We start from the raw sequence: 14,570 nt of genomic DNA, 5'->3' as shown, positions 1-14,570 counted from the left end.
ATGAGGGGCTAACCTTTGATTTTTTAAAATTTATATCCTATTGATACTCTCCAGTTACGAGGAGCATTGTAGATCCATGCATATTCTCCTCCATCTCCTCTATATCCGCTGTAAAGCTTCCTGTTAAGAACATTGTTCAACATAAAGTTAACATCGAATTTTTTAGCAACATAAGAAACGCCGAAGTTGGTATCAAAATAATCAGGAAGGCTCTGATCTTTTGTGGCACTTACCCCATACCAGGATTGTCTTCCTCCCTGATATTGATATCCTGCAGAAATACCAAAACCATTTAAAATACCATTCTGGAATCTATAGTTGATCCAGGTATTCTGAACATTTTTTGCATTTCCGGGAGATTGAACTCCAATTCTTGCAGGATCTGTGTCTTTGATGGTTTTTGCATCAGTGTAGGCATAGTTTACAATGATGTTCAATCCTTTGATGATTTCTCCTTTGATATCGGTTTCAAAACCTCTTGCTCTTTGCTCGCCTGTAGCAACTTGAAAAGCAACCCCATTGTTTTCGTTTGCATTTCCTGCTACAAGAATATTTTGTCTTCTGATTTCGTATACTGCGAAGGTAGAGTTCCATTTTCCACCGAACCAGTCTTTTTTCAATCCAAATTCAATATTCTGTCCTCTGAAAGGATCGGTAATCAATGTTTGATTGATTCCTGTTCCCGATTGAGGTACAAAAGTTTTGTCATAAATACCATATGCTGAGAAGTTTTCATTAATAGAATAACTAATTCCCACTCTTGGTGTAAATTCTCCTGCTTCATCCGGGACGATAGGAGTACCAGGACTTAGATTAGGATATGCAGAATAGGTTTTACCACTTGTGTATCTTCCTGCTAATGTTAATCTTAACTTATTATTAAACATTTCAATCTGGTCCTGAGCATAATAAGAAGTATATTTTACGCCCTGATCGTTATAAAACGGAGCAGAAGTGTTTAATGTATAAAAATCAGAAGAAGGAAGTTGAGAAGGATCTACTCCATAATTTACATTATAAATATTAACAGGGAATGGTCCTCCGGCAAAAGAAGAGAAGTCTGCATTATACTTTCGGTCTCCATAATCGAATCCGGCAATAATTTTATGTACAATGTTTCCTGTATTAAGCTTTCCTCTTACATAGGTCTGGAAAATGTGATTTTTTCCTTTTGCCTGCCAGTTGCTTAACGTTCTGTTTAAAACATCCTTGTTGTTCGGGTCAAAAGTTCCCCACCATGATCCTCCGTCATAATTCAGGTCCATATAAGCATATTGTGTGCTCCAAACCCAATCTTTGAAAAGTTTTTGGTCTAAACTTAAAAATAAACTCTGATCTTTTACTTCAGTTTTCTTGAAGTTCGGATCATTAAAGTTGGTATGTACATTCAGTGAAGCATATCCGTCATTTGACATCAGATAAGCTCCCGGCTGGTTGAATTTTAAATACTGATAATTGTATTGTGCTGTAAATGTAGTCGTCTTTGTAGGTCTGAAAGTAACAGACGGTGCGACAATGATTTTGCTTGTTTTATCATTTTCTACCCATGAATTATTGGAACTTCCCATTAAGTTAAGACGGTAATCTAACACTCCATCTTTCACAAGAACTCCGTCAAGGTCTACCTCTCCTCTGAAAAGGTTATAGCTTCCTGTGGTGAAACGTACACTGTTGGCAAATTTCCCTGTTGGCTTTTTAGTGACCACATTATAAAACCCGGCAGGATCTCCCATAGAACCCATAAATCCGGCAGGACCTTTTACGAACTCTATTCTGTCTATGATAGACGCATCAGGATTGATAGGTCCCCAAGTAGAAGAAACATTCATTCCGTTCATGAAAGTGGCAATACTGGCTCCTCTCATGAAAACATTGGAATATACATTATCCCAGTGTTCTACTTTTCTTGCTCCACTTACGTTGCGGACAATTCCTTCAGACATATTTAGTGTCATGTGATCAGCAAGGACCTGCGAACTTACAGACTGCACGTTTTGTGGCAGCTCTAGAATAGGAGTCTGAATTCTCAGTGAACCTGAAACCTCATTCAGCTTGTACTTCTGATAATATCTTCCGTTAACAATTACTTCTTCAATATCATTGGATTTGATGGTGTCTTTTTTTTGCGCAGAAACCAGCATTGTTCCCAGTGCGGAAGCACAGATCAGTACATTTTTCATGAAACTCAAATTTTCTGCAAATATATTATTTTTAACTGTTCTAAATAAATAATAATATTGATATTTATCATAAAATTATTATATACTGAATAACAAAAAACCGCTATGGCCAATGCCAGAGCGGTTTTTAGATGATATTATTAAATTTTTCTTACGCTGGAATTTCTCCTTTATATAAGAAAGAAATAATTTCTTTGTTTAATTTATCGATCATTTCACTGAATAAGTGGAAAGATTCCTGCTTATAGATTACCAGTGGATCTTTCTGCTCGTAAACAGCTCCCTGTGATGATCTTCTCAAGTCGTCCATTTCACGAAGGTGAAGCTTCCAGTTTTCATCGATAATCGATAAAGTGATATTCTTTTCAAAATCATTCACTAAACTTTCACACTGAGTATCATATGCTTCTTTAAGATCAGCTACAATAGTCATTGTTTTGTGTCCGTCTGTGAAAGGAACCTGGATCATTTTGAACATTGAACCCTGATTTTGGTACACATTCTCAATGATAGGGAATGATTTTTCTTTCAACAGATTCAGCTTCATTCTATAATCCTCCTGAGCGGCTTTGAATAAAATATTGGTCAGATCCTGAACATTCTTATTATTAAAATCACTTTGGGAAACCGGAGATTCCATCGTAAATGTTTTAATGATTTCATATTCAAAATCTTTATAATTTCCTGAAGCTTTCCCTTTCGCAACGATAGAATTAGCTACATCAAAAATCATATTGGTGATGTCATACTTCAAGTGGTCTCCGAAAAGAGCATTCTTTCTTCTCTTGTAGATTACGTCACGCTGTTTGTTCATAACGTCATCGTACTCAAGAAGTCTTTTTCTTGTTCCGAAGTTATTTTCTTCCACTTTCTTCTGAGCTCTTTCAATAGACTTACTGATCATAGAGTGCTGAATTACTTCACCCTCTTTGTGACCCATTCTGTCCATCATTTTAGCAATTCTTTCAGAACCGAACAAACGCATTAAGTTATCTTCAAGAGACACATAGAACTGAGAACTTCCCGGATCTCCCTGACGTCCCGCTCTACCTCTCAACTGTCTGTCAACACGTCTTGAATCGTGTCTTTCCGTACCGATGATCGCTAAACCTCCTGCATCTTTTACTTCCTTGGAAAGCTTGATATCCGTACCACGACCTGCCATGTTGGTTGCAATGGTTACAACTCCCGGCTGTCCTGCTCCAGCTACAATTTCCGCTTCTTTTTTGTGAAGCTTCGCGTTCAATACCTGGTGTGGGATCTTTCTTAATTGAAGTGCTTTTGATAGTAATTGAGAAATTTCAACAGAAGTAGTACCTACCAATACCGGTCTTTTCTGTGCTGTTAATTTTTCAATTTCTTCGATGACAGCATTATATTTTTCTCTATTCGTTTTGAAAACCAGGTCTTGTTTGTCATGTCTTAAAATAGGACGGTTGGTAGGAATTACCACAACGTCTAATTTGTAGATTTCCCAAAGCTCTCCAGCTTCGGTTTCAGCAGTACCTGTCATCCCCGCAAGCTTGTTGTACATACGGAAATAGTTCTGAAGCGTGATGGTTGCAAAAGTTTGAGTAGCTGCCTCAATTTTTACATTCTCTTTCGCTTCAATTGCCTGGTGAAGACCGTCTGAATAACGACGTCCCTCCATAATACGTCCTGTCTGCTCATCAACGATTTTTACTTCACCATCAATCACCACATACTCATCATCTTTTTCAAATAACGTGTAAGCTTTCAATAGCTGGCTCATGGTGTGAACACGCTCAGATTTTTCAGCAAATTCAGCGAAAAGTTTTTCTTTAGCTTCGAACTCTTCTTCTTTGGAAAGATTTTTAGCTTCTACTTCAGCAATCTCGGTCCCGATATCCGGAAGTACGAAGAAGTTAGGATCAGAGTTTCCTTGAGACATGTATTCAACACCTTTGTCTGTAAGGTCAACCTGATTGTTTTTCTCCTCGATTACGAAGTAAAGATCTTTATCTACAATCGGCATATCACGGTTGTTGTCCTGCATGTATTGCGCTTCAACTTTCTGAAGCAATGCTCTGTTTCCGCTTTCCGATAAAAATTTGATTAATTGTCTGTTTTTTGGAAGACCTCTGTATGCCTGAAGTAATTTGAATCCTCCTTCTTTTGTATTTCCTGCAGCGATTAATTTCTTTGCTTCATTGAAAATAGCAGAAACGGTTTTCTTTTGTACTTCAACAATTCTGTCGATAGAAGGCTTAAGAACATCAAACTCCTGTCTGTCTCCCTGAGGAACCGGACCTGAAATGATCAATGGTGTTCTGGCGTCATCTACCAATACAGAGTCCACTTCATCCACGATAGCAAAGTTAAGTTCTCTTTGTACCAGTTCTGAAGGTGATGTCACCATGTTATCTCTCAGATAATCGAAACCGAATTCGTTATTCGTTCCATAGGTAATATCCGAGTTGTATGCTTTTCTTCTTCCATCAGAGTTCGGCTGGTGGTTATCGATACAATCGATAGACATGCCGTGGAACTGATAAAGAGGACCCATCCAAGCCGAGTCTCTTTTTGCAAGATAATCGTTCACGGTTACAACGTGTACTCCTCTTTCTGGAAGTGAATTTAAATAAATAGGTAATGTTCCTACCAAAGTTTTACCTTCACCGGTTGCCATTTCGGCAATTTTACCACTGTGAAGAATAATCCCTCCGATAAACTGAACATCATAGTGGACCATATCCCAAACTACAGGAGTTCCGGCAGCGTCCCATGAGTTTTTCCAAACAGCTGTGTCTCCCTCAATGCTGACGAAATCTTTCCCTGCAGCAGCCAGTTCTCTGTCCCAGTCACTAGCCGTTACACGGATTTCTCCATTCTGAGCCCATCTTCTTGCCGTTTCTTTAATCAATGCAAAAGCTTCGGGAAGAATCTGAACCAGAACTTTTTCTTCAATTTCGTAAGATTCTTTCTTTAAAGACTCAATTTTTGAGAAAAGAGCTTCTTTCTCATCAACGTTGGTTGAATTTTTTATCTGCTCTTTTATCTGTTCTATTTGAGCGGTGATCTTGCTGGTTGCAGATTTTATATTCTCTTTAAACTCAGCCGTCTTTTGTCTCAACCCGTCATCCGACAATTGTTGGATGTTAGGTTCTACTGCTCTGATTTTTGTTACAACTTTTTTTACTTCTTTTAGGTCCTGCGCTTTTTTGTCTCCCAAAAACCCTTTAAGAACTTTGTTTAAAAAACTCATAAATTTTTTGCTTTATGCTTAATGCAAAATGCTTTAAGCGTTTTAAATAACACTTATCGTGTAAATTATATATAAAAAGGGCAAAAAAGCTCTAAGCACGCAGCCTAAAGCTTATCGCTTTATTAATATTCGTCCTCGTTCCAAAGGAAATCCTCGTCAGTAGGATAGTCACTCCATACTTCTTCGATAGATTCATAAATTTCTCCTTCGTCCTCAATGGCCTGAAGGTTTTCTACTACTTCCATTGGTGCACCAGTTCTGATTGCGTAGTCAATAAGCTCTGCTTTTGTCATTGGCCAAGGTGCGTCACTTAGATATGAAGCTAATTCTAATGTCCAGTACATAATTTTCTAATTTTTTGCAAAAGTATAAAAATAGGTTGTATAATAAACTTTTTTATACTTGATTTTCAATTCTTTTTATAATTTTTTCTTATAAATGGCTGTCACAAACTAACTGGCAGCTATGTCAGCCATTTACTTATTGTCGTTTTCTCAAAAACCATTCCACAAATTTTTTTATGCCATTTTGGAAGTCTGTGGCCGGATTATACCCTATTAAATCCCTTGCTTTTGTAATATCGGCATTCGTTTTTGTGACATCTCCCGGCTGCATTGGCAGAATTTTTTTGATGGCAGATTTTCCCAATGCCTTTTCAATAGTAGCCACCATTTCAGACAAAGTGATTACCTGGTTTTCACCCAGATTCACAATTTCATAAATTCCTGAATTGTTTTCCAGATAAAGAATAGATTTAGTAATTCCGTCAATGATATCATCTACATAAGTATAGTCTCTGGCCGTATTTCCGTCACCATAGAAAGGGATTTCCTGATTTTCCGAAATAAGCTTTGTAAACTTGTGTATGGCAAGGTCAGGTCTCTGTCTTGGTCCATATACTGTAAAAAACCTGAGCTGGATCATATCTATATGGTATAGATTATGGTAAACATGTCCTATAATTTCTCCGCTTTTCTTGGTAGCAGCATACGGAGAGATAGGATTGTCTACATTATCTGTTTCCGTAAAGGGAATTTTTTCATTGTTCCCGTAAACACTTGATGAAGACGCACAGATGAATTTTTTAATATGGAAATCCTTACACAGTTCCCAAAGATTCATAGTACCCCGTACATTCACTTCTTCGTACTCCAGAGGACGTTCAATAGAAGGGCGAACACCGGCAAGTGCAGCAAGATGGATCACCATGTCAATATGATGATTCTTAAAGATGTTTTCAAGACCTTTTAGGTCCCTGATATCCAGCCAATAGAGGGAATATTGGTCAGAATGGGTGAGGGAAACCAAACGCGGAATATCCGTCTCTTTATCCGAGAACTCAAAATCCGAATTTTTACCGATTGACTCTAAAGTATTTTTAATTTTTACCTGATAGTCATAGAAATTATCAAAATTGTCAATGTTTATGACAGAATGTCCATTTTTTAATAATTTCTCTATTAGATGGGAACCAATAAAGCCGCTTCCTCCGGTTACAAGATAATTCATTTGTTGATTTTAATAGACAAATTTATTAATAAAACTTGAATGACGTTTTTATACTTTTGTCTGAAAATATAAATCAATGATAAATCTTCAAAAGTTATTTGTACTTCCCAAGGAAGAAGATGAAGAATTTACATTTGGCGAGATAGAGGAAGGTATTTATTTCCGCGGTCATAATCTCTGGCTTCTGGTAATTTCCATGGGTATTGCCTGTATTGGGTTAAATGTTAATAGCCCGGCTGCGGTAATTGGTGCAATGCTTATTTCTCCATTGATGGGACCTGTTGTTGGAATTGCATTTGGGTTTTCTATAGGAAACAGGAGGCTTATAAAGCTTGGTGTTTATAACTGGCTTCTGATGATTGTCGTGGCCATTTGTTCTTCTACATTATATTTTCTGGTTTCTCCTTTTCATTCAGAAACTTCACAGCTTGAAAGCTTTAAAACGGCAACGATTTTTGACTGTTTTTTAGCCCTGCTTGGAGGACTTGCATGGTTTCTGGGTATCGTAAGGAAAGAAGCAATCAAAGTTATCGCGGGGGTGGCAGTTTCTACAGCATGTATACCTCCTTTGTGCACAGCAGGATTTGGTATTGCTAATGGAAACTGGGAATATTTTTGGGGAGGCTTTTATTTTTATCTTATCAATTGTTTTTTTATAGCGGTGGGAACCTGGGTATTAAGTCTCGTGTTAGGATATCAGAAGTATTACAGAGAAAAAAACAGCAATAATCGTAAAGTTTCTGTATGGATCAGCTTACTTTCCGTTATTATTTTGATTCCGAGTATACTGCTTACCAAAAAGAAATGGGAGAATGAAACATTGAAAGAGAGGTCGGAAAAATATATCAGAATTATTAAGGAAAGCCATCCTGAGCTGGCTATTATTAATCATGAGTCATTTAAAGAAAAAACACAGAATTTTTTAAAGATCACCCTTTTGAACGACAGTGTTACCATCAGTAAAAAAAGACTGGATGAACATAATGAATTAGTGAAGGATATTCATCTGATATGGCAGTATTCGCCTCAGTCAAAAAATATAAATAATCCGGAATTGCAAAAACTTCAAAGCCAGATAAATGCTCTAAAAAAGGAGCTGGATGAGATTAAATTGCAAAAAAAGATCAAATAAAATTTCTATATTTACTTATACTTAAAAACATCATTATGCAGTTTCAAGGGCAAATTTTAAAGATGACAAGCTACGATGCTAAGCCAATCCAATACTATCTCAATCTTTCCGGGGATCTGATCCACATGAATGAGCTGTTTGGAAAGGACTTAAGCATAAAACATACAGGATTCCAATGTGTAAATTGTGGTGAAAATAAACCAATTTACAGAATGGGATTCTGCAAAAACTGTTTTTTTGAAAGCCCTTATGCAAGCGATACCATTATCCGCCCGGAACTTTCTACAGCACATTTAGATATTGCAGAACGCGATCTTGAGATCGAAAAACAAATTCAGCTGCAGCCACACACTGTTTATCTGGCATATACAGGAGATGTAAAAGTAGGCGTAACCAGAAATACACAGATTCCTACAAGATGGATTGATCAGGGTGCAACTTTTGCATTACCCATCGCAAGAACAGAGAACCGCTACGAAGCAGGAATGATAGAAGTAGCTTTAAAAGAACATCTGGCAGATAAGACCAATTGGAGAAAGATGCTGCAGGATGATTTTGAAGGAGAAGTAGACCTTGCCGATTTCCGACAAAAGATAAAAGAATATTTTCCTGACGATTTCCAGAAATTTTACAGCGATGGTGAAGAGCTGTGGATGTTTGATTATCCTTTTGAAAAACCGGAAAAAGTTTCTTCATTTACTTTGGATAAAAAACCTGAATTTACAGGAAGGCTTACCGGAATTAAAGGACAATATCTGGGATTTGAAGGTGGGAACTTTATCAATGTAAGAGGACATGAGGGATATGTGATCGAGCTCGAAATAAAAGACAGATTGATATAATTAAGAAAGAACAAATCACAAAATATGAAAAAATGGGTTAAAAGGCTTTTGATAACTTTCGGAATTCTGGCAGTAATTCTTCTCGCCGCGAATTTCGGATTAAATATATGGCTCAAAACCCAGCTTCCGGAGTATATAAAAAAGAATACTGCTTATAAAGTTTCCTATAAAACCCTTGATGTCGATCTGGGAACCGGAAATATCTTCGCAGTCGGGATTACCATCAACAGTAAAAATCCGCAAAATACAGACGTTATTGGTTTGCAGGGAACTATTGATACCTTGAAAATAAGCCGTTTCGGAATTTATGATGCTGTTTTTAATAAAAGAATCAGCTCGTCAGATTTGTTGCTGGCAAAACCTGTTTTAAATGTCATTCTTGCCAAACCTGTTGACCGCAAAACCGGAAAGAAAAGAAATCCGGTTTTATTTGAAAATATCAGGATTAATAAGGGTAAAATTGCTGTTTTCAGACACACCAAACAGAAATTTCTATCGGTACAGCAATTGGATCTGTATGTAGAAAATTTACAGATGACGGAAGAATCTGTAGAAAATAAACTACCCGTTGTTTTTGACAAATACAGCATTAAAGGACAAAAATTCTTTCTTCGTCCAGATGAAACATATGCGGTTACGATCAGCCGTATCAATACAAGTAACGGGCAGATGGCTGTTGAGAATTTCAGACTGACTCCGCTGCTCTCTTTGGCTCAGTTTAAAAAGTTTTATCCTAAAAAGGCTCAATTATTTGAATTTGCAGTTCCCAAAATGGATTTTACAGATGTCATTTTAAACAAAAATAAAGTTTCACTTACGAATGCAGAATTCCGAAACCCTGTTCTGACAGTCTATAATACAGGAGTAAAGACTAAGAAAGCTGAAAAAAAATCAAATTTTGAAGTTGATTTAAAAAATATAAAGCTGAATAATGCCATAGTAAAGATCACAAAGCCGGATGGAAATAATCTTCTGTCAGTAGGGAATCTTAGTGTAAATATCAATCAGTTGATGTTTAATAAAGAAACTTCTGAACAAATCATTCCGATAGGTTACAAAGATTTTACCATTGCCGGAAGGAATATTGAATACTCCAATGCTCAGGATATTACAATACGTAGTCTTGCAATGAAGCCTGCAAACGGCGAAATATGGGACGTCGTACTGAAACCAGGGCATCCTGCAGAGAGAAAAGCAGCAGTAGTGTTAAAAACAGATCATATTGCTTTTAATATCAATAAACTGGAATTCGTTGATAAAAAACTGAATGTTGATCTTAAAGATCTTCTTGTAGAAAATGTAAACGGAACCTTTAAAGCAGGTGAAAAACCAGCCAATAAATCTCCTGAACCTGGTATTATTAAATCACTTATTATAAGAAAAACATCTTTAAAAAACTCAAACATTACTTATGATAAAGGAAAACAGCCTTTGACTTTCCACGATCTTAATGCAACGGTAAATAATATTGAATTATCACCTAAACCCAATCAGCCGGGAATGTCCTTCAAAGTGAAAGATTATTATATCACCACCAGAAACCTCGCTTATAAAACTCAGTTTTACAACATGAGCCTTGGGCTTCTTAAGTTGAATAAAAATAGGGTGCAGATTAACAATTTTGCCATGAAACCTCTCGTTTCAAGAGCGCAGTTTATCAAAATGATACCTGTTGAGAGAGATCTCTATGATATAAAAGCCGGACAAATTACCGCAGAAGGAGAATGGGATCTGTTTTCTCATAATAAAATGATAAACGTATCACAGGTAGGCATTGAGTCTGCAAATGCCAATATTTTCAGAAGTAAAATCCCTAAAGACGATCCAAAAATAAAAGCATTATATTCTAAAATGCTGCGCTCCATTAAGATTCCGATGACCATTCATAATCTGGATCTGAAAAACTCTGTACTGGTCTACGAAGAAGATACTCCTGAAAGTATGGGACCGGGAAAACTGACCTTCAGCAACTTTAATATGAACGTTAAAAACCTGAATTCAGCTAAAATTAAAGGAAAGCCAACAAAAGTGGATATCAACATCAATTGTTCTTTCATGAATCTGTCACCACTTTCTGTCAACTGGAACTTTGACGTTGCAGATCATAATGATAGATTTGCAATTTCCGGAAAAACAACCGGTCTTCCGGCAAATGGAATCAATCCTTTTATCAGGCCTTATCTTCATGTGACAGCTACTGCAGGAACTATTCAGGAAATGCTTTTTAATTTCAAAGGAAACCCTGCGGGATTGCACGGAACCTTTAATCTTAAACATAAAGACTTAAAAATTGCCGTATTAAATAAGAATAATCATGAGAAAAAAGGTTTTCTGACTGCTGTTGCCAATGTTTTTCTGAGATCGGATTCAGGACGCTTTCCGGAAGCCGTTACTGTAGAAAATGTGGAACGTGATCCCACAAAGTCTTTCTTTAATCTCTTCTGGAGAGGAATAGAGCAGGGATTGAAGAAAACCCTGATTGGTAAAAATGTTGAAAAAACAGAAAAGAAAGTCAAAGAAGCAGTTTCTTCTGTAAAGGACATGAAACAATCGGTAAAAGAAATAAAACAGGAATTAAAAAATAAAAAAGAAACTCCCAGTGCGGAAAGAGAGAAAAAAGAAAAGAAAGGCTTCCTGAATAATGTGTTCAGAAAAAAAGGAAAAACTGAAGAATAATTCTTTAAACCATTAAGACAGATCCGTTGGCTGCCAGTCATTGCTACTGTACAGTATTTTAATTGAAAACAACCTTAATGGTTTAAAAAATTAATATAAGATTGAGTTGTTAAAAATTGAATTCATCACTTTCCTGAATAGGGATATCTCTTAAAAACTTATCAAATTCTTCACCTGGATAATTGCTGTCTGCACCATAAGAATCTATAATCATCCCACGATTTCCTGCATTGTCCTTCACTACATAAAGTACGGCGTTATCATCAGGATTGCTGTCTCCCTCGAAGCGATAAGTTTTTAAAATAACAAGTTCAGAGGGTTGATACACTTTCTCAGAATTTTCAAACTTCATTTCACATTTTTCGTTCATTCTGAACTCCCTGTGTATTCCTCGTTCAGAAAGCGTTTTCATCACTTGGCTCAAGGTTGTCATTCTGTCAATGTTTTCTGGATTTTCCATAATAATATTTTTATTTTTAAGTGCAATAATTAAACCATTGCCATCTTTAAATATAAGAAAAATAGCAGATTGTAATTTTCCTAAAAATAAAGTTGAATGTTAACAAAATTTATAATTTAAAAAAATAAAATGGGTATACTTTTTGCAATGGTATCAATAATAAATCAGAGAAAATATGAAAAAAGAAGTTGGAGTTTTACTGGCAGGAGGAGTTGGTCTTTTGGCAGTATTGAGTTTAATAAGCATTAAAAAAATTTTGACTAAAAAAGATAAAAAATATAGTGATTCCTATTCGGATTATCACAGACACTTTGATGAAAAAAATAATGATGATGAAACTCATGGAGTAGAATTATTCGCGCTGAAGTAGTAAAAAAATATATTTAATTATGTTTAAATCCAACGCTTTTGAAAGTGTTGGATTTTTTTGTGGAAAACTTTAATGTTAAAACTCATTATTTTATAAAAATTCCATTCTAATTTTACACCGGAATGCAAAACGAAAATTTCATAAAAGGTCAGGGAGCTCAGCGAAACGTTGTCAATCGTTTCGAAAGGTATACCTATGAACCAGAAGATGAGGATTTCGAAACCGTAAAGACTTCTTTTACGGAAGTATTTCCCAAAACCATTGTCAATCAGGTCAAAAGTGAAGACCTTCCAATGGAATATTCGATGAACCCCTATCAGGGGTGCGAACATGGCTGTTCTTACTGCTTTGCAAGACCAACCCACGAATACTGGGGTTATAGTGCCGGAATTGATTTTGAAAGAAAAATCATGGTAAAGAAAAATGCCCCTGAGTTACTGGAGAAGTTTTTTCAGAAAAGAGGATACAAAGCTGCCCCGATTCTATTGTCAGGAAATACCGACTGCTATCAGCCGGCGGAAAGACAATTTGAAATTACCAGAAAATTACTGCAGGTATGTCTTGATTACAGACATCCTGTCAATATTCTGACAAAAAATGCCCTGGTATTAAGAGATCTTGATATTTTAAAACCTATGGCAGAACAAAATCTGGTGTCAGTTTCTCTAAGCATTCCAACCATCAACGAAGAATTGAGACGAAAGATGGAGCCGAGAACGAGTTCTGCAAAAAATAAATTAAAAGCAGTCGAAATCCTTTCCCAAAACAATATTCCCGTACATGTTATGGTAGCGCCCATTATCCCGGGACTCAATAGTGATGAACCTTTAAATATATTGAAAGCCATTTCGGATGCCGGTGCTTTAGGTTTCGGATATACTTTGGTACGCTTAAATGATACCGTAGAACCTGTTTTTGTTAACTGGATTGAAGCCCATTTTCCGGACAGGGCACAAAAAGTTTTAAATCTCATCAGGTCTATGCGGGGCGGAAAACTTGGAGATAAAAGATATTTTGAAAGACAAAAAGGAGAGGGAAATATTGCAGAAATGATTCATACCACCTTTAAGATCGGCAGAAAGAAGTTTTTTGAAGGCAAAGAATTTCCAACGCTTTCAACATCCAACTTCACGGGAACCCGCGACCAGCAGCTTAGATTGTTTGATTAAGCTTATCTTATATATAGTATAATCTTGTTGCCATTTCTTCAAACCCGCCCACTCTCCAACCCTCCAACACTCGAACTTTACTAGGAGCTATTTCCTGCTATCCATTCATACTCCTCGCGCCCTCGCACTCCAACGCTGTCACCCTGATCGAAGCCGAAGGGCTTCACACCAAAAACCCACCCACCCTCTGACGCAAGCTGCGGGGTAACCATTGCTATCAGGGCTAGGGTAGGAGTCGTTAATGATGAATGATGAGGTTCGGGTTATTGTGTTTCGAGGTTCGGATCTCCAGGTAGAAAAGGAACATTGGTCTTGAATTTTCATATTGCAGATTTCTATGGAAACATATTATTGAGTATCAATCCCTATTCCCATTGTATCATTCCGCAGGAATCCAAGCTTCTTTACAAGAGCCTTAAAGGAAGTAAAATGACAGTATAACGTCTAAGATTTTTTTAACAGTTAGTATTAGCCATGTCATGCTGAGCAGAGTCGAAGCATTGTAATTAATTACGGGTATAGGAGTTAAATCTTATTGCTATATTAAATATACTCTTTAGTCTTAATCGAAGGAAGCTCGTTCTTTATATGGTAATCTCTCTATTATATAATATATACCCTATTTAATCATAGTCACCCCAAACCCCGCATCCCGCACCCCGAATCATACCTCTCCCCTCAAACCCTCAAACACTCAAACACTCCCACACTCTCACCCCGATTCTCCAAACAAATGTTTAAAATTTTTCACCCTGCTACCCAGTCCTTTAGGAACAAATATCATCGTAATGTAAAATTTATGTTAAATAAACTTGTTTTGCGTTGTAGGAAGTTCCTATCTTTGCCCCACTGAAAACGAGAGTAGAACAGTAGCGCAAAAGCGCCTTTAGATAGGCAGAGACGATATTACTTCAAAAAAGAAACAGACGAAAAAAAACTTTAAAACTTTTTGTAAAAAAAGTTGTCAGTTTAAAAAGAGTTTGTATCTTTGCAGTCCCAATTAGAG

At 36.7% G+C, this 14,570-nt stretch carries 10 protein-coding genes; 5 read left to right on the top strand and 5 right to left on the bottom strand.

Annotated elements, in window-relative coordinates:
- Nucleotides 1-23 precede the first annotated feature (23 nt).
- The 4 genes from LIV57_RS18650 to LIV57_RS18635 form a co-directional block, all read right to left on the bottom strand.
- Nucleotides 24-2,180: a TonB-dependent siderophore receptor gene (locus LIV57_RS18650; RefSeq protein ID WP_227943818.1), complete on the bottom strand. Its 2,157-nt coding sequence runs from the start codon at nucleotides 2,178-2,180 to the stop codon at nucleotides 24-26.
- Between the two features lie 151 nt (nucleotides 2,181-2,331).
- A complete protein-coding gene (gene secA, locus LIV57_RS18645; RefSeq protein WP_202842337.1) occupies nucleotides 2,332-5,406 on the bottom strand; it encodes a preprotein translocase subunit SecA in 3,075 nt (1,024 codons plus the stop codon).
- Nucleotides 5,407-5,528: 122 nt separating this feature from the next.
- A complete protein-coding gene (locus LIV57_RS18640; protein ID WP_002662059.1) occupies nucleotides 5,529-5,750 on the bottom strand; it encodes a DUF2795 domain-containing protein in 222 nt (73 codons plus the stop codon).
- Between the two features lie 136 nt (nucleotides 5,751-5,886).
- Nucleotides 5,887-6,915, bottom strand: coding sequence for a GDP-mannose 4,6-dehydratase (locus LIV57_RS18635; protein WP_227943817.1), 1,029 nt, complete (start codon nucleotides 6,913-6,915; stop codon nucleotides 5,887-5,889).
- Nucleotides 6,916-6,991: 76 nt separating this feature from the next.
- Here LIV57_RS18635 and LIV57_RS18630 point away from each other — a divergent pair, with 76 nt between their 5' ends.
- From LIV57_RS18630 to LIV57_RS18620, 3 genes are read left to right on the top strand one after another with little or no spacing between them, the layout of a single operon-like run.
- Nucleotides 6,992-8,047: a DUF389 domain-containing protein gene (locus LIV57_RS18630; protein WP_227943816.1), complete on the top strand. Its 1,056-nt coding sequence runs from the start codon at nucleotides 6,992-6,994 to the stop codon at nucleotides 8,045-8,047.
- Between the two features lie 35 nt (nucleotides 8,048-8,082).
- Nucleotides 8,083-8,889: a DUF2797 domain-containing protein gene (locus tag LIV57_RS18625; RefSeq protein WP_227943815.1), complete on the top strand. Its 807-nt coding sequence runs from the start codon at nucleotides 8,083-8,085 to the stop codon at nucleotides 8,887-8,889.
- A gap of 24 nt (nucleotides 8,890-8,913) precedes the next feature.
- Nucleotides 8,914-11,565, top strand: a complete 2,652-nt coding sequence (locus LIV57_RS18620) for a hypothetical protein (RefSeq protein ID WP_227943814.1) — start codon at nucleotides 8,914-8,916, stop codon at nucleotides 11,563-11,565.
- Between the two features lie 109 nt (nucleotides 11,566-11,674).
- Here the strand turns inward: LIV57_RS18620 and LIV57_RS18615 are convergent, their stop codons facing one another.
- Nucleotides 11,675-12,025: a hypothetical protein gene (locus tag LIV57_RS18615; protein WP_110011835.1), complete on the bottom strand. Its 351-nt coding sequence runs from the start codon at nucleotides 12,023-12,025 to the stop codon at nucleotides 11,675-11,677.
- Nucleotides 12,026-12,200: 175 nt separating this feature from the next.
- Between LIV57_RS18615 and LIV57_RS18610 the strand changes: the two genes are divergently transcribed.
- Entirely contained in the window at nucleotides 12,201-12,395 is a 195-nt protein-coding gene (locus LIV57_RS18610) for a hypothetical protein (protein ID WP_047426218.1), read from the top strand.
- Between the two features lie 122 nt (nucleotides 12,396-12,517).
- Nucleotides 12,518-13,564, top strand: a complete 1,047-nt coding sequence (locus LIV57_RS18605) for a PA0069 family radical SAM protein (RefSeq protein ID WP_227943813.1) — start codon at nucleotides 12,518-12,520, stop codon at nucleotides 13,562-13,564.
- The last annotated feature ends 1,006 nt before the right edge of the window (nucleotides 13,565-14,570 follow it).

The sequence above is a fragment of the Chryseobacterium sp. X308 genome (assembly GCF_020733145.1).
GTDB classification, from domain to species: Bacteria; Bacteroidota; Bacteroidia; order Flavobacteriales; family Weeksellaceae; genus Chryseobacterium; species Chryseobacterium cupriresistens.
This window is presented reverse-complemented; position numbering and strand designations above follow the sequence as displayed.